A 17,114-nucleotide genomic window follows, 5' to 3' on the forward strand; every position below is an offset into this window, starting at 1 on the left:
ACAAGAGACAGCTACAGTAAAAAGGTACGCCCATTATGATGTATGATATCTGTCAAAGCCCGGTTTCCCTGACGACCCAGGACGCTCTGGCGGAGTGGAACGGAATGGTCCGGGCCTTTCTGGCCCACGGGACGACGACACCGACGCATCTTGGCGCTGTGCTCCAAAGCCATCCTCATTTTGCGATGGGTCATGCAGCGCGCGGGCTTTTTTCCCTGATGATGGGCCGCGCAGAACTGGTACAGACCGCGCATGAGGCTGCACAGGCCGCGCATCTGGCGCTGGCCAACGCCGAGGCCACCCCCCGCGAAGAGGCATGGGTCACCGCCCTTGACCGCTGGCTGGAAGGCACCCCCTCGGGTGCCATCGCTGCAATCGAAGGCGCGCTGGATATGCATCCCGCCGACACACTCTCCGCCAAGGTCAGCCACGCCATTCGGTTCATCCTGGGCGATGCCAGCGGCATGCGCAGCTCGATCGAGCGGGTGCTGGGGGCGCATGACGCCGATCACGCCTGCCGGGGATACGCGCTGGGGTGCCACAGCTTCACGCTGGAAGAGACCGGCGACTATGATCTGGCCGAGGCTGCCGGGCGGGCCGGGCTTGAGCTGGTCAAAGATGACGCGTGGGGCCTGCATGCGGTCGCCCACGTCTATGACATGACCGCGCGCCCCGACCTTGGGATCAATCTGATCGAAGGGCATACAAGCGCCTGGGATCACTGCAATAATTTCCGGTACCACGTCTGGTGGCACAAGGCGCTGCTACATCTGGACCGGGGGGAGCTGGATGTGGCCCTGGGTCTCTATGACGCGCAGATCCGTGCGGATAAAACCGATGACTACCGCGATATCTCGAACGCGACATCGCTGCTTGTCCGGCTGGAGCTTGAGGGCATCGCGGTCGGACCCCGCTGGGCGGAACTGGCGGATCTGGCGGAAAGACGTATCGACGATGGCTGCGTGGTCTTTGCGGACCTGCACTATATGCTGGCGCTCACCGGCGCGCAGCGCCCCGAGGCGCAACAGCAGATGAAGGCCCGATTTGCCCGCGACGCTGCCCGCGACGGCGAGATGCAACAGCGCTATGCGCACCCCGGACTTGCGGCCCTCGCAGGGCTCAATGCCTTTGCCGAAGGGCGTTATGATGCGGCCTTTGCCGATCTTGTTGCCGCCCGCCCGGACATGCAGAGCATCGGCGGCAGCCATGCCCAGCGCGATGTCTTTGAACGGCTGACCATTGACGCAGGCCTGCGCGCAGGCCGTTATACCCAGACCGAAGCGATCCTGAACGACCGTCTGGCGCGCCGCGCCGGCAACGCGGATCGCTACACCAAAACGCGTCTGGCCAGCATAGCGGACGCACGGCGGATCCCTGCTCAGTAACTGCGGGCCGCCGATGAAATTGCTGATGACACTTTTAAACCGAAAGCATAAAGACCGGCCATGACACTTGCCGCTCCGTCCAATCTGGCGCAAACGCGCCCGTCCGCTGCTGCTCAGGCGGCATCGCCGGGCCAGCGCATCCGCGATCCGCGTCTGGATTTCTTCCGGGGCATCGTGATGTTCATCATTCTCATTGCGCATACGCCCGGCAACTGGCTCACCCTTTGGATTCCCGCGCGCTTCGGGTTTTCCGACGCGACCGAAGTCTTTGTCTTCTGTTCCGGCATGGCCTCGGCCCTTGCCTTTGGCGCGGTGTTCCGCGACCAGGGGCTGCTGATGGGAACCGCACGTACGGTCTTTCGGTGCTGGCAGGTCTATTGGGCGCATATCGGGCTCTTCTTTGCTGTCGCGGGCACGATGCTGTTGCTCAACAACACCGGTTGGTTTGAGCGGGACTATGTCGGTCAGTTGAATCTGTATCCATTCCTCAACAACCCCGAAGAGAACCTTCTTGGCCTGCTGACCCTGACCTATGTGCCGAATTACTTTGATATTCTGCCGATGTATCTGGTGGTGCTGGCCATGATGCCGCTGGTGATCGCCTGCCACCGCTTCCACCCGCTGGCGGCCTTGCTGCTGGTTGCGGGCGTCTGGTTCGGGGCCCAGTTCGACGCTTTGGCGCTGCCGGCAGAGCCGTGGTCCGCGCGGGAGTGGTTTTTCAACCCCTTTGGCTGGCAACTGGTGTTTTTCACGGGCTTTGCCTTCATGTCAGGATGGCTGCCTGCGCCACCGCGCCACAAGCTTCTGGTCATTCTGGCGGGGGTCATCGTGCTGGTCGTCATTCCGCTTGCCTATTACCGCATCACGCGCCAACTGCCCGAAGTACGGGCTTGGCGGACGGAGTACCGCTTTCTGATCGCCAAAACCGACTTTGGTGTCCTGCGCTATGTGCATTTTCTGGCCCTGGCTTACCTGTGCTGGATCGCGGTAGGCGAAGCGGGCCGCCGCATCCTGCCACCGCAAACGGGCGGCGTTCTGGCAGAGCTTTGGCGGCGTGTGCTCGCCATGATCATGAAGGTCGGGCAGCAATCGCTTGCGGTGTTCATCACCTCGATGTTCATCGCACGGCTTCTCGGGGCAGCGCTGGATACCCTGGGCCGTGGCTCTCTGCTCAACCAGCTCATCGTCAATCTGGTCGGCTTTGTGATTTTGATCGGTGTGGCCTACGGCGTGGGGTGGTTCAAGACCCAGCCCTGGCGAAAAAAGGTGGTGCAATGATGCTGCGTCGGGATGTCCTCAAATCACTGGCCGCTCTTGCAACAGCCCCCACCGCGGCGCTGGCCGACGCGGCCACCCCCGAGCCCGGCCTGCAACAAGGTACGGCCACGCCCTTTACGGCAGAGCTGGTGCGTACCCGCGCCCAGGCGCTTGCCCAAACGGACTATACCCCGCGCCCCTATGTGCCGGAGAGCTGGCGAAACCTCAGCTACGACCAATACCGCAAAATCTGGTTTGATGGCCGCAATGCCCTGTGGCAGGGCACCGAAGGGCCACAACGCGTCGACCTCCTCCCACCCGGGCTCTATTTTCCGCAGCCTGTGGAAATCAATGTGGTTCAGGACGGTCAGGCGCGGCCGTTGCTGTTTGATCTGGGCGTCTTTGACAGCACGGATAAGTTCCCGGAGGTCGAGGTTGACGACACGCTGGGGTATTCCGGCTTGCGCCTAAGGGCCGAACTGCAGCAACCCGGCATTTTTCAGGAATACGCGGTCTTTCAGGGGGCCAGCTATTTCCGCGGCATTGGCGCGGGCGAAACCTACGGGCTGTCTGCGCGGGGCCTGGCGCTCAACACCGCTGAGCCCGAAGGCGAAGAATTCCCCGATTTCATCGCCTTCTGGCTGGAAACGCCCAAGCCTGGCGCACGGTCCGTCGTGCTGCATGCGCTGCTCGACAGCCCCAGTTGCACAGGCGCCTACCGGTTCAAGATCACCCATGGTGAAACGCTGACGATGGCGGTCGAGGCAGAGATTTTCGCCCGCCAGGAACTGCTGCACGTGGGGATCGCCCCGCTGACGTCGATGTTTCTGTTTGACGAGACAATGCGCGAGCGTTTTTCGGACTTCCGACCAGCCGTCCACGACAGTGACGGGCTGATGATCCACAATGGCGCGGGCGAGGTGATCTGGCGCCCGCTGTCCAATCCAAAGCATCTGCAGATCAGCGCCTTCGCGGATGACAGCCCGCGCGGGTTTGGCCTGATGCAACGCGCCCGCGCCTTTAGCGATTTTGCCGACCTTGAAGCGCTGTATCACAACCGGCCCGCTTTGTGGGTCACCCCCGGCGAGGACTGGGGACCGGGCAGTGTCACCTTGGTGGAAATTCCCGCCGACCTGGAAGTCTACGACAATATCGTCAGCTATTGGCGGCCCGCAGCCCCCATCCCGGCAGGGGCTTCACACAGGATGTCCTACCGGTTGGACTGGGCCGACGATCCAGCCCCGCGTGCGTCAATGCCGCTGCGTGTGCTCAATACCGCCATCGGCGACCGGCCCGAAGGCGGCAAGGTCGTGATCGTCGATTTCGAAGCCCGCGCGGACGTGCCCGAAGATCTGACACAGCTCGATATTGTCCTGCGCAGCAGCAGTGGCGAGATGTCGCAAGGGCTGGTTCAGCGCAATCCGGAAACAGGCGGGCCGCGGCTGGCTTTCACCTTCTACCCGCAGGAGGCTGAGCTGATCGAATTCCGGGCGCAACTGCGTCTGGAGGGGGCTGCACTCACCGAGGTCTGGCTCTATCGGTGGACCCGCGCATGACCGAAAAAACGCAGAGGCTCTTTGAGATGATGCCGGCCCGCGCCCCGCTTGAAATGCAAGCGCAACCCTTGCGCCGCGCCCCCAAGCCGCAACCGGGCAGATCGCCCAAACCCGAGGCATCGCTGCTCTGGCGGCTGGCGGTCTTTGTACCTGCGTTGACGGGCACGTTCTTGCTGCTCAAGGGTCTTTACGGATGGTTTGCCGAAACCGGCATGTCGGGGCTTGAATGGGCCTTGCTGAGCATGGTCGGTCTGACCTTTATCTGGGTAACCCTCTCGGTCAGCACCATCGGCGTGGCCGTCGCGGGGCTCCTGGCGCGCGCGGACACACCGGATCAGGAAAAACCCCCACCAGCGCCGCTCGATGTGGCTCTGCTGGTGCCCGTCTACAACGAAGACACCGGCGAGGTGTTTGGCAATGCCGCAGCCATGTTGGGGGATCTTGCCCAGCTCGACAGCGCCCACAGCTACGCGCTTTTCATTCTCTCGGATACACGCGATGCGGAGATTGCCGCGCGCGAAGAAGAAGCCTTTGGCCTGCTGCGCGCGCAAGCACCAAAGGGCATGGGCGTGCATTATCGCAGGCGGCTTGAGAATACCGACAAGAAGGTCGGCAATCTTGTTGACTGGATTACCGGATGGGGTGCGGCCTATGCGGCTATGGTGGTGCTCGACGCGGACAGTCTGATGACAGGCCGCGCGATTGACAGGCTGGCCAATGAGCTCAGCACAGATCCGGAGGCCGGGTTGATCCAGACTTGCCCGGTGCTGGTCGGGGCAGAGACGGTCTTTGCCCGGCTGCAGCAGTTTTCCAACATCGCCTACGGCTGGCTGCTGGCCGAAGGTCTGGCAAACTGGTCGCGCAATGAAGGCAACTACTGGGGCCACAACGCGATCATCAGAACGCGCGCTTTCGCAGCCTCCGCCGGGCTGCCGCATCTGCGAGGGCGGCGCGGGCAGTCCGAGATGATCCTGAGCCATGATTTTGTCGAGGCCGGGCTGTTGCGCCGGGCCGGATGGACGGTCCGTTTCATGCCCCGTCTGACCGGTAGTTTTGAAGAGACCCCCGGCACGCTGATCGACTATGTCTTGCGCGACCAGCGCTGGTGCCGGGGCAACCTGCAACACCTGCGCCTTCTGGGGACAGCAGGTCTGCACCCGGTGTCTCGGTTCCACCTGCTGCACGGGGCGGTCAGCTACCTGCTGTCTCCTGCGTGGTTCCTGCTGCTGGTCATCTGGTTCCTGCTGGGCAAAGACCGCGAGACCAACGTGATCCGCTACTTCAACGAGGCCAACCCGCTGTTCCCGGACTGGCCCCCCGCGATGAGCCATGTGGATTCGGCGGTCTTTCTGGTGATCATGTATGCCATGCTGCTGACCCCCAAACTGGTGGGCGCAGGGATCATTGCCGCACATCCCAAGGCGACCCGGCTTTACGGCGGACGCGGGGCCTTCTTGTCCGCCTTCGCCGTTGAGGTTGCCCTGTCCATTGCCTATGCGCCGATCCTGATGGTGCAGCAGACCCGTGCGGTCTGGCGGAGCGCTCTGGGTCGCGACAGCGGGTGGCGCACGCAAAACAGAACCGCCCGCGCCTACCCGCTGAGGGATCTTTCGCGGTTCCACTGGTTTGAGACGGCGCTTGGCGTCATTCTGACTGCCGGCCTGTTCTCTGGGCTGGTGTCTTTGTGGCTCATCCCGATCGCGGCGAGCCTGCTGTGCGCCGTGCCGCTTTCCGCGCTCAGCGCCCTGCCGGTAGCAAAGTACCTGCCCAAGGCGCTGCACATGCAAAGCCCGCTGACCCTGCGTGAGCCGCATATCGTGACCCAGGCGCGCCGGGAGCGGCGACGGATCAACGCGATGCTGGATCAGGCAGGATTGTCCGCCGGGTAAGGGGCGATTTGTGGCGGTACCGTGGCCGGTTTACTCAAACGCGACCAAAGGCAGATCCCGCCGCAGCCAGCCCGGCCCCGCACCGGACCCCAGCATGCCCTCGGGCACATCGATGATCTGGGTATAGCCGGCGGCCAGCAGACGTGCGGACAAATGGCGCGACCGCACACCGCGCGCGCAGATCAGGGCAATGGGCCGCTGTCGGTCGCCTTGCGTGTGCTGCAACAACGCCTCTTCGAAATCAGGGCGGCGCATGTCGATGGGGACGGCCCCTTCGCCAAGACCCGTCCGGCGCCACTCGTCAGGCCTGCGGATATCGATCAGCAACACCGCCCCGGACAGAGCTGCCTGATGTGCATCGGGAGGGCTAAGTGCCGTGCCGCCATTTTCCGCAAGGATGTTGAACCATTGCGCCGCGATTGCCCCACTGGTTGCCAGACCGGCCACCCCCAGAAGCACAATACCCCGCCGCGACAAACGCGGCGGGGTTTTTTGACTTTCCTCTACCGGATCGTAGAGGCGCATGTTCAGTTCACCGGCGCAGAGCTGGAAAACTGCGGGATCTCGCGGTCGGAGGCTGCGTCCTCCTCGATGTTCACCCAGTTGTTTTCAGCCAGGGTCAGGTTGCCTTCGATGTCTTCTTCCCAAAAGCCCACGACGTTTTGGGTGATGTTGAGGTAGAGCTTGCCGTCAACGATGCGCCACAGGTTCGGGTTCGCGGGAACTTTGCCACCTTTGGAGACACCATAGGCACAGTGACCATCGTATTGCGGCGCGTAAGCTTCGGGGTTGGCAACAAAGCGGTCTCTGTTTTCTTCTGATGAAAAGGCAAATGTCGCGCCATTGAAGTCAGCTGTGATATCTTTGTCGCCCGGGACGGCGGCAGGCTGCGCTGTGCCGACAGGTGACTGTTCGAGGTCAAAATAGGCAACCACATCATAGCCGGAGACGGCAAAGCCCGTGGGGTCGACATATTGATCCCCTGCAAACGATGCGGTGGCGAATGTGGCAGCTGTGGCCGCTGCGGCGATCAGGGTGAGGGGGAAGCGCATGATGTAAACTCCAATTTGGCTGATGCGTCGACGGGGTGTCCGCCCCGATACTGAGGGTGTAATCCATGTACCGGTTCCGATGCACCCCCTTGATGCGTGGCTCTCAGGCTTGTGAAAATCCGCAACATGCCGTGATCGTTTCGTGAGAATTCCCGGCAGAACCCCGGATATTATTTCAATTTAGGCGGCTGAGCAGGGTCTGACCCCGGCGCGGCAGGCGTTTGTGTTACGGTCTCCTGGGGCTGCGGCAGATCAAACCGCAACCCGACCCGATCAAGCTTTTCTGCAACCGGGTCCGCGCTGCGGAAAAATGCAACATCCATCGCGCCCGCCTCTATGCCGGAAAACGTCAGCGCCTCTGCGGCGGCCTGTGCCAGCGCGTTCTGCGCCTCGGGCACCGCGCCCACAAAACCCAGCAGATGGCCGCGTGTACCGGTATCGTAGGTCACACTGACAAGATAGGCTGCACTGGCAAGTCCCATGGCCGTGGCAAGCTTGGTATCAATGGCCTGGACCAACCGCTCCGGCAAACCGGTGGGCGGTGCAACCTCGGCAATCCGGGCCTCCACCTCATCCGGCGCATTTCCAAGCGTCCGATGAAGCCACACCACGGCCTCCGCCGGCAGCAGGATCGACGATGGGGCAACCTCCAGATTCACGCCAAGCCCAATGCCCTGATCTGCAAGCATCGCCGCAATCGTTCTGCCTGACAGGGCAAGATAAGGCGTAATTTGACCCGAAAAGGCGGCCAGCCGTTCTTCGCGGTCGAAAACCAGAACGTAGCGGGCATCCTCCAGTTCGAAAAGTTCAGGAGTGACGTTTTCGTCACCGTCCCCGACCTCGGACTGCAGCATCAGGAAAAGCTCGCAATCTGCCAGCCGCTCGTAAAATCCAAGCCGCGCGGCGTCACTCTCGGCATCGGCCTGCATCGCGGCATGAGCCCGGTCAAGCGGGGTTTCATCAGTCATTCAATACATCCTTGATCCGGGATCGGAGACGCGGCAGCACATCCTCCTGAAACCACGGGTTCTTTTTCAACCACCCCGTATTGCGCCAACTTGGGTGTGGCAAGACAAAGGTATCTTTCTCGCGCAGTCGCCATCCCTTCACGGCTTCGGTGACCGACATCCTGCTGCCAAGGTGGTACTTCATCGCGTAGCCGCCGATGATGATTTTGAGGCGCAGCTCGGGCAACGCGTCCATAACCTGATCCCGCCAGGTCGCCGCACAAAGAGGCGGCGGCGGCAAATCACTACCCCTGTCGGAATAGCCTGGAAAGCAGAACGCCATCGGCACGATTGCGATGCGGCGGCGGTCATAAAACTGATCAGCCGTCAGCGCCATCCAATCTCTCAACCGCTCGCCCGAGGGATCCGTAAAGGGCTTGCCTGAAAGATGCACCTTTTGCCCCGGCGCCTGACCCGCGACCAGGATACGTGCCGTTGAAGAAAACCAAACAACCGGCCGCGGTGCGTGGGCCGTCGCGGTCACGGCAAACCGATCCTTGCAAAGCGTGCAGGCGGAAATTCGGGCGGTCAGTTCAGTCACAGAGCAAACCTAATGCAGATGGCAGCACCCGCAACGCCAAGCGTCCCCAAACCCTGAGGTATTTGCCGCTGCTATGTCGTTTCACGCAGCATACGCCTTTCGGCATCTGTCTCGAAACCAATGTTCGGACAGCGATTTTGCCCGTTTTGTTCACTGTTTCGGCCCCGCAACGCAAACTTGCCGCCCAAGACGGTTCTTCTCGCCAATGCATTGTACATTTGTTTTAAATTACGACATAATAATGCCCAATATGGTAGATAATCCGTAAATAACCTCTGGTAGAGAGAAAATGGCCCCAGAACGGGGTCTGTTGAGCAGCGGAGACGCCATGCTGGCCTTCGAAAACGTATCCAAGTCCTTTTGGACAGGCACACAGCACAAAGTGATCCTCGACAAGGTGTCCTTTGAAGTTGAGCTTGGCAATTCTCTTGGCGTGCTCGCCCCCAATGGCACTGGCAAAACAACCCTCATCAACATGATGGCCGGGCTGGAAAAACCCGATGAGGGCGAAATTCGGCGCGGGTGCAATATCTCCTTTCCCCTTGGGTTCATGGGCGGGGTCGTCAACAAGATTTCCGCCGTGGAGAATGCGCGCTATATCGCACGCCTTTACGGGCTTGATCCCGATTACGTGGAGAGCTTTTGCCGCTGGCTATGTAATCTGGACGAATATTTTGACCAACCGCTGGGCACCTACTCCGCCGGGATGCGGGCCCGGTTTTCCTTTGCTTTGATGCTGGCCTTGGATTTTGACATCTATCTGATCGACGAGGGTATGCCCTCTACCACAGATGTCGAATTCAATCAGAAAGCCGGGCAGATCCTGCAGGAGCGTCTGCGCACAACGACAATTATCATCGTCTCTCATCAACCGAGAATCATTGAAAAATTCGCGCGTTCAGCCGCTGTTCTGATGAACGGGCAGCTTCATATGTTCGATACTTTGGAAGAAGCGAAACAGCTTTATGACTACGAAACCGACAGCTAGGAAATTCCGGATAAAGCGGCCCTCGACCCAGGCGAGCGCGGAGAAAGCGAGCCCCCAGGAACCATCAGCCGCAGCTGAGGCCGAGCCTGAACAGGTGCCGGGGAAAAAGGCCACAGCGGCTCAGGCCGCCCCCAAGGAGGCCGCAACAGAGCTTGAGGCGATCCGGCGCGAAGGGCTGACCGGTCGGCAACTGCGCATGGCCCGACGGGTCGCGCAGAAGAGCGGGCTGTCTCCCAAATCCGATATTGATGCGGTGCGTCTGCTCCGGTTAAGCGGGGTTGATCCGTTTCAACGCGCCAACATGCTGGAATTGGTGGTGCCCAAGCAGGACACCCCCCCAAACGAGGACGCTACGCCGGAGCCTAAGGGAAGAATACAGCTGCCTCAAACGGTTCCGGACGATCAGGAAACCCTGCCATCGACCGAACTGAGCCCGATTGAAAGACGCAATCTTGAAATCTCCGAAATCCAAAAGGATATTACCCGACGCCGCCGCAAACGGCTTCAGATGCTGGCGGCACGGCTGTCTTTCTTTGTCTTTTTGCCGACGCTCCTCGCCGGGTGGTACTTTTTCAGCGTCGCCACCCCGATGTATGCCACAAAATCCGAGTTCCTGATTTTGCAAGCGGATACACAGGGCGGCGGCGGCGGTGGATTGGGTGGTTTGCTGACGGGCACACAATTTGCCACCTCGCACGACAGCATCGCCGTGCAGTCCTATCTGCAGTCCAAGGATGCTATGTTGCGGCTGGATTCGGATGTCGGGTTCAAGTCGCATTTCACACAGGATTTCATCGACCCGGTGCAGCGCCTGACCGATGATCCGACCAACGAGCAAGCTTATAAAGCCTATAAAAAGAACGTCAAAGTTGGATATGACCCGACCGAGGGTATCGTGCGCATGGAGGTGGTGGCTGCTGATCCGCAAACCAGTGCGCAGTTCAGTGAAGCGCTTATTCAATACGCCGAAGAGCGGGTAAACAGTCTGAGTGGTGAAAAACGCGGCGACCAGATGGCCGAAGCCGAGGCAAGCTTCCTGAAGGCTGAAGAAGAGCGGCGCATTGCCCAGGAAGCGCTTGTCACTCTTCAGCTACAAGGAGCCACACTGGATCCCGAAGCGGTGATCACAAGTCTGCGGGCGCAAATCAACAACGTCGAAATCCAGCTTCTGGAAAAAGAGTTACAACTGGCCGCGTTGCTTGACAATGCCCGCCCCAACCAATCCCGCGTGGACGGCGCGCAGGGAGATGTGCGCCGCCTGAATGCACAACTGGCAGAGCTGAATGCCCGCATGACAGACGCCAGTCGCGGCGAGAATTCCCTTGCGCAATTGAGCGTGCGTATCCAGATGGCCCAAGCCGACCTCGCCACGCGGGACATGCTGTTGCAATCGGCTTTGCAGCAGATGGAACAGACACGCATGGAGGCGAACCGTCAGGTCCGCTATTTGACCACCAGTGTCAAACCCGTCCCGCCCGAGGAGGCCACCTACCCGCGCAGTTTTGAGAACACGGTGCTGGCCTTCTTGATCTTTGGCGGTGTGTACCTGATGGTCTCGCTGACCGCTTCAATCCTCAGAGAACAGGTGACCTCCTGATATGACGCATGTTCCCGTCGGCGATCTTGTCATCGGTAATGATCGACCTTTGACTGTGATTGCTGGCCCCTGCCAGCTTGAATCCCAAGATCACGCCCAGATGATCGCCGGCCGCATGAAAGAGGCTTGCGATGCCGCAGGCGCACAATATGTCTTCAAGGCTTCCTTTGATAAAGCCAACCGCACATCGCTTTCGGGCGTGCGGGGGCCTGGCATCGACGCAGGTTTGAAGACGCTGCAATCGGTGGGCAAGGCCATCGGGGTACCGGTGCTGACCGACGTGCACAACGAAGCCCAATGCGCCCCGGCGGCTGAGGCCGTCGATATTCTGCAGATCCCGGCGTTTCTGTGCCGCCAGACAGACATGCTGCTGGCGGCAGGGGCAACCGGCGCTGCGATCAACGTCAAGAAAGGCCAGTTTCTGGCCCCTTGGGAGATGCCGAACATCACCACCAAGATTGAATCCACCGGCAACAGGCGTATCCTGCTGACCGAACGGGGCACGTCGTTTGGCTATAACACGCTGGTAGCCGATATGCGGTCGCTGCCGCAGATGGCCCAGACCGGCTATCCCGTCGTGATGGATGCGACCCATTCGGTGCAGCAACCCGGTGGCAAAGGCGGCTCATCCGGCGGGCAGCGGGAATTCGCGCCGGTGATGGCCCGCGCTGCGGTTGCCATCGGGGTCGCCGCGGTCTTTATCGAGACGCACGAAGAGCCTGATCGCTCACCTTCCGACGGCCCGAACATGATCTATCTGGATCAGATGCCCGATCTGATTTCAACGCTGATGGCGTTCGACAGGCTGGCGAAAGAAAAGCCTTTGGTATTCTAGTCGAACAACCGGCGCAAAAGCCGGTCCTTGGCCTCGTCCTTGATTGCATCCTCGGTGGATTGGCCCTCTGTTGTGCCAACGCCCAAGCGCTCCGATATCTCTTCCCGCGCGCGCTCTTCCAAGGCCTCTTTCTCAGCATCCAGTCGCAAATCAAGCGCCGCCTCAACGTCAGGTCGAATGGCGATATCAGCCCAGGGGCCAGTAAAGCGCACCGGGATCGCCAGCCCTTCGCCGGAATTGGCACGCAAGGCGACGGGCGTAAAAGTATAGTCGATTGTCTGCGCGCCAAGCCCGACGACACCAGCCCCTGACGCCTCATAGTTCTTCAACTGAAACAGCAGATCATTGTTGGACAAGACACCGGAGGCAATGGTCCAGGTCGCTGTCAGATCATCGAAAATCGTGGTCCCGCTGGCATTGCCGCCGCGCAACAGCTGGTCCAGGTCGATCCCCTCGATCGTGCCCCGCCCGACGTTCAGCGATCCATCTCCGCCAAGAGACCGCATGATGGCATCAACAGATCTGCCGGAACCGACGAAAGACACCTTCAGATCCCCTTGCCCTGTAAGGCGGTCAACATCGATGGCATCGGCCAGCAGGGGCTGTAGTTGCACTGACGCCACATCCATGTTCCCCCCGATTGAGAGATTGCCGCGGTTGTTGACGACAAATTCACCCGTGACATTGCCGCCATAGGCTTCGACCTGACGCAGATCAAACACCAACCGCGCGTTTTCATTCCGCAGAACCGCGCGGGTCTGACCAAGCTGAAAACTGCCCAGATCAATGCTGTCGGCGCTGAGCGCAATATCACCGTTGAAGGCGGACAAAGCGCTTGCATCGATGGGCGTGGTGGGCCAACCTCCCGCATTTGCAGAGGGTTCAGAGGACGTGCCGCCCCCGTCGCTGCTGGGCTCCGAACGGCTCGAGCCTTGCGTCAGATCGAGCGCGCCTGCATTAAGCTGCGCATTGATCTGCGGCACCCCGTTGAGCGACAGATCCGCAGCCCCGGTCAGCCGGTTGCCCCCCAGATCGAGGATGAGATCCCGCAAGGAAAGCTGTCGATCCGGTGTCAGCGTCAGATCGGTGCTCAGATCCAGGCTGCGCCCAAGCTTGGGCGGCAAATCCGCTCCCGGCAGGGCCAGTGACTGCAGGAAAGCATCCGTATCGGTGGTCTGGAGTGACAAAAGCCCCGCCACTGCACCGGTCGTACTGCCGCGCCCGTCAAAGTCGATGGTCCCGGCGTCCGCCCGGACCACCGCGCGCAGCGGGCTGATCTCGCCCGTGATAAAGCTGGCAAAGACGTCGACGACAGCCTCAACAGCGACCGGCGTGCCGGCCGGTTGCAATTGTGCTGTGATATCTGCAGGTCCGGCCGGATCGGGCCAGTTCAAAAACAGGTCCACCCCGTCCAAGGACACAAGATCACTGCCCTCGGCATCATAGATCAAGGTGGCATCCGTGACGCTCAGCTTTTCGATGCTGATCTCTCGGGTGTCGCTTTCGGGCGCGGTTTGAGGGGAGGTTTCCGTTTCGATCTGCGCAGCACCACCGGCATCGGTAAACTCCCAACTGGCGCGACCGTCCGCACGCTGTTCGAGCCGGATTGTCGGGCTGTTGGCCTCGATGTTGGTGATACGGATGTTTCCGCGCAGCAGGCTCATGACATCAATCCCGATGGCTGCATTTGCTGCCTGGAGCATGGGCCCCTGCTCTGCCCAGTCGGCATTGCCCACCTCAAGGTCATCCGCACTGACCCCAAGCACGGGCCAGAACGTCAGCGAAACTTCGCCGTTGATGGCCACATCGCGTCCCGTCGCCGCACTCAACTGCTCGGTGGCGATCCGCGCAACGCGGTCAGCGGGCAAAAAGAAAAGCGCGCCGACCAGCACGACAGCCAGCACAATCACAAGGCCCAAAAGGCGAACGATCCATTTCATGACGACCCTCTTCATCAACGGCAGGCCTTTTCCGGGGCCCGGAACTGCACTATAGCGCAGATCATGAGCACCAACCCACCCAATTTGCGACCTGACCTCGCACCCAAGGCGCGCCTCAGCACCACTGACCGACCGGATCAGCCGACCATCGGCATGGTCAGTCTCGGCTGTCCAAAGGCACTTGTCGACAGTGAGCGTATCCTGACCCGGCTGCGCGCCGAAGGATACGGTATCTCGCCTCAGTATAACGGGGCGGATGCGGTGATCGTCAATACATGCGGGTTTCTGGACAGCGCCAAGGCGGAATCCCTCTCGGCCATTGGCGAGGCGCTGGCCGAAAACGGCCGTGTGATCGTGACCGGCTGCCTCGGGGCCGACCCTGAATACATCACCGGGGCACATCCCAGCGTGCTGGCCGTCACCGGGCCGCATCAATACGAACAGGTGCTCGATGCCGTGCATGATGCGGTCCCGCCCAGCCCGGACCCTTTTATCGATCTGCTGCCCGCTTCGGGGATCAGCCTCACACCGCGCCATTTCAGCTACCTGAAAATCTCCGAAGGCTGCAATCACAAGTGTAAATTCTGCATCATTCCCGATATGCGGGGGCGTCTGGCCAGTCGTCCGGCCCATGCGGTGATCCGCGAGGCGGAAAAACTCGTCGAAAGCGGCGTCAAAGAGCTGCTGGTCATCAGTCAGGACACCTCCGCCTACGGGGTCGACATCAAACACGCCGAGGCCCGCGGGCACAGGGCGCATATCACGGATCTTGCGCGCGACCTTGGGGCTTTGGGGGTCTGGGTGCGGCTGCACTACGTCTACCCCTATCCGCACGTCCGGCAATTGATCCCGCTGATGGCGGAGGGCGGCGTTCTGCCCTATCTGGATATTCCCTTTCAGCACGCTCACCCGGATGTCCTGCGCCGCATGGCGCGCCCGGCGGCGGCGGCGAAAACGCTTGACGAGATTGCAGCCTGGCGCGCGATCTGCCCGGACCTCACCCTGCGGTCGACGTTTATTGTCGGCTATCCGGGGGAGACGGAGGAAGAGTTCCAGACGCTTCTTGACTGGCTGGATGACGCGCAATTGGACCGTGTGGGCTGCTTTCAGTATGAAAACGTGGAGGGCGCGCGGTCAAACGCGCTGCCCGATCACGTGGCGGAGGAAGTCAAACAGGACCGCTGGGACAGGTTCATGGCCAAAGCGCAGGCCATCTCAGAGCGCAAGCTTGCCGCCAAGGTCGGGCAGCGGATCGAGGTGATCGTCGACGAGGTCGACGCGGATGCCGCGACCTGCCGGACGAAATCCGACGCACCCGAAATCGATGGCAATCTTTTCATCGATGAAGGTCATGAAGGGCTCAGCCCCGGAGATATCGTCAGGGTCGATGTGGACGAGGCTGGTGAATATGACCTTTGGGGCAAACTGGCCCAGCACCGCTGAAGCGGAGGCCCGCGGTTTGATCCCAACCGTCCGGTCGGCAGGGCAATGAAACACGCCGGGCTGCGGTGAATTGTCCGCCAGTATGGCCAGATCGGCATCCGGTCCTATCTCTCGGACCATGACGCAAGATACCGACCAAAAGACCTCTGTGCTCTATAACGCCTCCTGCCCGGTGTGCAGCTACGAGATTGACCACTACGCCGCCTATGCCCGCGACAAGGCGCTGCCGATTGCTTTTGACGATCTCAACGATATGGAAAAACTCGGCGCCTGGAGGGTGGATGCGGACACAGCGGCCAGACGGCTGCATGTGCTGAAAGATGGCGTGCTCCTGGCAGGTATCCCCGCCTTCATCGCGCTTTGGCAGGAGATGCCCCGGTATAGGTGGTTGGCACGCCTCGTGGCCCTTCCGGGTGTATACCATCTGGCCTGCTGGATCTATGATCTGATCCTTGCGCCGCTGATTTACCGGTGGCACTTGAGACGTCAGCGGTATCAGACGCCGTAGTCAGAGCCCCGCGGCCACGCGCCGGACGGTTTCGATGCGCTGCGCGTTGGGCGGGTGCGTGCCGAGGAAGCGGTCGCCGGGGTCGGGAATGCGGGTGAAAAACTGTGCGCCACGTACCGGATCATAGCCTGCACGTGCCGTGATGACGGTACCCAGAGCATCTGCCTCCAGTTCGAAATCCTTCGAATAGGTCCGCGCACCCACCTGCGCGCCGCGACGCTGCGCCACTTCCACAGCCTCGGTGCTACCGCCCAGAAGAACCGCGAGGCTGCCGGCGATCACGGCTCCTGCCGCTGCGTTTTGTTGCTGGCGTCCGATGTGGCCAGCAATGTGATGCGCCGCCTCATGCCCCAAGACAAAGGCCAACTCGTCCGTATTGCGGGCATCAGCGATCAGCTGGAGCGTAAAGGCAATGATGGGCCTGCCGGACCGATCCAGTGTCTGAAAGGCATTTGCCGGCTGGTCCGGCCGATCATCCACCACGATCTTGAAATCGCAATTCACTTCTGAGGTCCGCGCCCGGCATTCCCGCTCTGCGACCGGCTCGACGGTGCGCACAACCTGTACAAAACTGCGTGCTATTTCCTGAGACGTGCCGGGGCCCGAGCTGACCTGAGGCGTGTTCGCCCCGCTTTGCGGCCCGGAGACCGTCGTGACCGCGCATCCCGCCAGCACAACAAGAGCACAGCATAGCAACAAGAGTCTTTGCAACATAAACAGGCTTCCCTTCCGTCTCGCACCGCTCAGATTACATAGGGGTTTATCACGTAAGCCGCCACCCTTTGTGCACAGCCTCGTTACCCTTGCATTAACACGCCGGCAGCGTAGTCTGGCAAGATGTTTACCATTGAACACGAATTTGACGCGACCGTTATCACCCTCGTCGATGACGGCAAGGCCCCCTTGCAGGAAGACGTAACGGTTCACGCCACAGAAAGCGCCATTTTGCTCAACCAGTATGATGCCCGCACCGATCAGATCGTCTCGGTCAGGCTGTCGCCGGAACAGTGGCGAGATCTGACTGCTGCGCTCAATCTGCCCGAGGGCGTCTATCGCGCAACCTGATGGTGGACAGGCGTTGACCTCCCGCAGCAAGGCTGCGACGGTGCTTCCCGG

16 protein-coding genes are annotated in these 17,114 nt (G+C 60.9%); 10 read left to right on the top strand and 6 right to left on the bottom strand.

Annotated features, from left to right (window positions below; translation table 11 throughout):
• Positions 1–35 precede the first annotated feature (35 nt).
• From H7847_RS08000 to mdoH, 4 genes are read left to right on the top strand one after another with little or no spacing between them, the layout of a single operon-like run.
• Positions 36–1,385 (top strand): tetratricopeptide repeat protein, encoded by a 1,350-nt coding sequence (locus tag H7847_RS08000; protein WP_227268862.1) that lies wholly within the window; start codon positions 36–38, stop codon positions 1,383–1,385.
• Positions 1,386–1,445: 60 nt separating this feature from the next.
• On the top strand, positions 1,446–2,663 hold the full coding sequence (locus H7847_RS08005; protein WP_227268863.1) for an OpgC family protein: 1,218 nt from the start codon (positions 1,446–1,448) through the stop codon (positions 2,661–2,663).
• Positions 2,663–4,198, top strand: a complete 1,536-nt coding sequence (locus H7847_RS08010; protein ID WP_406675976.1) for a glucan biosynthesis protein — start codon at positions 2,663–2,665, stop codon at positions 4,196–4,198. Before H7847_RS08005 ends, H7847_RS08010 begins: the two co-directional genes overlap by 1 nt.
• On the top strand, positions 4,195–6,087 hold the full coding sequence (mdoH, locus tag H7847_RS08015) for a glucans biosynthesis glucosyltransferase MdoH (RefSeq protein WP_227268866.1): 1,893 nt from the start codon (positions 4,195–4,197) through the stop codon (positions 6,085–6,087). Before H7847_RS08010 ends, mdoH begins: the two co-directional genes overlap by 4 nt.
• A gap of 30 nt (positions 6,088–6,117) precedes the next feature.
• On the opposite strand, the gene H7847_RS08020 is transcribed toward mdoH, so the two are convergent.
• From H7847_RS08020 to H7847_RS08035, 4 genes are all read right to left on the bottom strand, one after another.
• Positions 6,118–6,612: a rhodanese-like domain-containing protein gene (locus H7847_RS08020; RefSeq protein WP_227268867.1), complete on the bottom strand. Its 495-nt coding sequence runs from the start codon at positions 6,610–6,612 to the stop codon at positions 6,118–6,120.
• A 2-nt stretch (positions 6,613–6,614) separates the two neighbouring features.
• Entirely contained in the window at positions 6,615–7,139 is a 525-nt protein-coding gene (locus H7847_RS08025) for a YHS domain-containing (seleno)protein (protein WP_227268869.1), read from the bottom strand.
• A gap of 170 nt (positions 7,140–7,309) precedes the next feature.
• On the bottom strand, positions 7,310–8,107 hold the full coding sequence (locus H7847_RS08030; protein WP_227268870.1) for an SseB family protein: 798 nt from the start codon (positions 8,105–8,107) through the stop codon (positions 7,310–7,312).
• Positions 8,100–8,687 (bottom strand): uracil-DNA glycosylase family protein, encoded by a 588-nt coding sequence (locus H7847_RS08035; protein WP_227268873.1) that lies wholly within the window; start codon positions 8,685–8,687, stop codon positions 8,100–8,102. The genes H7847_RS08030 and H7847_RS08035 overlap by 8 nt, the downstream gene beginning before the upstream one ends.
• Before the next feature lie 328 nt (positions 8,688–9,015).
• Here H7847_RS08035 and H7847_RS08040 point away from each other — a divergent pair, with 328 nt between their 5' ends.
• Genes H7847_RS08040 through kdsA form a run of 3 tightly spaced genes read left to right on the top strand, consistent with a single transcriptional unit; the run spans position 9,016 to position 12,107 of the window.
• Complete coding sequence (locus tag H7847_RS08040) at positions 9,016–9,675, top strand: ABC transporter ATP-binding protein (protein ID WP_227268996.1); 660 nt, start codon at positions 9,016–9,018, stop codon at positions 9,673–9,675.
• Positions 9,653–11,272: a capsule biosynthesis protein gene (locus H7847_RS08045; RefSeq protein ID WP_227268874.1), complete on the top strand. Its 1,620-nt coding sequence runs from the start codon at positions 9,653–9,655 to the stop codon at positions 11,270–11,272. The genes H7847_RS08040 and H7847_RS08045 overlap by 23 nt, the downstream gene beginning before the upstream one ends.
• A gap of 1 nt (position 11,273) precedes the next feature.
• Entirely contained in the window at positions 11,274–12,107 is an 834-nt protein-coding gene (gene kdsA, locus H7847_RS08050) for a 3-deoxy-8-phosphooctulonate synthase (protein ID WP_227268876.1), read from the top strand.
• On the opposite strand, the gene H7847_RS08055 is transcribed toward kdsA, so the two are convergent.
• Positions 12,104–14,047 (bottom strand): AsmA family protein, encoded by a 1,944-nt coding sequence (locus tag H7847_RS08055; RefSeq protein ID WP_227268877.1) that lies wholly within the window; start codon positions 14,045–14,047, stop codon positions 12,104–12,106. The two genes, kdsA and H7847_RS08055, sit on opposite strands and share 4 nt — an antisense overlap.
• 63 nt (positions 14,048–14,110) lie before the next feature.
• On the opposite strand from H7847_RS08055, the gene rimO reads away from it, so the two are divergent.
• Together rimO and H7847_RS08065 are read left to right on the top strand one after the other, a co-directional pair.
• Positions 14,111–15,490 (top strand): 30S ribosomal protein S12 methylthiotransferase RimO, encoded by a 1,380-nt coding sequence (gene rimO, locus H7847_RS08060; protein ID WP_227268879.1) that lies wholly within the window; start codon positions 14,111–14,113, stop codon positions 15,488–15,490.
• A 118-nt stretch (positions 15,491–15,608) separates the two neighbouring features.
• Complete coding sequence (locus H7847_RS08065) at positions 15,609–15,998, top strand: thiol-disulfide oxidoreductase DCC family protein (protein ID WP_227268880.1); 390 nt, start codon at positions 15,609–15,611, stop codon at positions 15,996–15,998.
• On the opposite strand, the gene H7847_RS08070 is transcribed toward H7847_RS08065, so the two are convergent.
• On the bottom strand, positions 15,999–16,712 hold the full coding sequence (locus H7847_RS08070) for a M48 family metallopeptidase (protein WP_227268881.1): 714 nt from the start codon (positions 16,710–16,712) through the stop codon (positions 15,999–16,001). It lies immediately after the preceding gene.
• 123 nt (positions 16,713–16,835) lie between these two features.
• On the opposite strand from H7847_RS08070, the gene H7847_RS08075 reads away from it, so the two are divergent.
• Positions 16,836–17,063, top strand: a complete 228-nt coding sequence (locus tag H7847_RS08075; protein ID WP_227268882.1) for a hypothetical protein — start codon at positions 16,836–16,838, stop codon at positions 17,061–17,063.
• The last annotated feature ends 51 nt before the right edge of the window (positions 17,064–17,114 follow it).

This window comes from Roseobacter weihaiensis (assembly GCF_020622345.1).
Classification (GTDB): domain Bacteria; phylum Pseudomonadota; class Alphaproteobacteria; order Rhodobacterales; family Rhodobacteraceae; genus Roseobacter; species Roseobacter weihaiensis.

What these genes read in the sequence shown, in the direction of transcription:
- mdoH (WP_227268866.1), top strand. Translation starts at nt 4,195, where the DNA reads ATGACCGAAAAAACGCAGAGGCTCTTTGAGATGATGCCGGCCCGCGCC.
- H7847_RS08025 (WP_227268869.1), bottom strand. Translation starts at nt 7,139, where the DNA reads ATGCGCTTCCCCCTCACCCTGATCGCCGCAGCGGCCACAGCTGCCACA.
- H7847_RS08020 (WP_227268867.1), bottom strand. Translation starts at nt 6,612, where the DNA reads ATGCGCCTCTACGATCCGGTAGAGGAAAGTCAAAAAACCCCGCCGCGT.
- rimO (WP_227268879.1), top strand. Translation starts at nt 14,111, where the DNA reads ATGAGCACCAACCCACCCAATTTGCGACCTGACCTCGCACCCAAGGCG.
- H7847_RS08065 (WP_227268880.1), top strand. Translation starts at nt 15,609, where the DNA reads ATGACGCAAGATACCGACCAAAAGACCTCTGTGCTCTATAACGCCTCC.
- H7847_RS08000 (WP_227268862.1), top strand. Translation starts at nt 36, where the DNA reads ATGATGTATGATATCTGTCAAAGCCCGGTTTCCCTGACGACCCAGGAC.
- H7847_RS08055 (WP_227268877.1), bottom strand. Translation starts at nt 14,047, where the DNA reads ATGAAATGGATCGTTCGCCTTTTGGGCCTTGTGATTGTGCTGGCTGTC.
- kdsA (WP_227268876.1), top strand. Translation starts at nt 11,274, where the DNA reads ATGACGCATGTTCCCGTCGGCGATCTTGTCATCGGTAATGATCGACCT.
- H7847_RS08040 (WP_227268996.1), top strand. Translation starts at nt 9,016, where the DNA reads ATGCTGGCCTTCGAAAACGTATCCAAGTCCTTTTGGACAGGCACACAG.
- H7847_RS08075 (WP_227268882.1), top strand. Translation starts at nt 16,836, where the DNA reads ATGTTTACCATTGAACACGAATTTGACGCGACCGTTATCACCCTCGTC.
- H7847_RS08045 (WP_227268874.1), top strand. Translation starts at nt 9,653, where the DNA reads ATGACTACGAAACCGACAGCTAGGAAATTCCGGATAAAGCGGCCCTCG.
- H7847_RS08030 (WP_227268870.1), bottom strand. Translation starts at nt 8,107, where the DNA reads ATGACTGATGAAACCCCGCTTGACCGGGCTCATGCCGCGATGCAGGCC.
- H7847_RS08070 (WP_227268881.1), bottom strand. Translation starts at nt 16,712, where the DNA reads ATGTTGCAAAGACTCTTGTTGCTATGCTGTGCTCTTGTTGTGCTGGCG.
- H7847_RS08005 (WP_227268863.1), top strand. Translation starts at nt 1,446, where the DNA reads ATGACACTTGCCGCTCCGTCCAATCTGGCGCAAACGCGCCCGTCCGCT.
- H7847_RS08010 (WP_406675976.1), top strand. Translation starts at nt 2,663, where the DNA reads ATGCTGCGTCGGGATGTCCTCAAATCACTGGCCGCTCTTGCAACAGCC.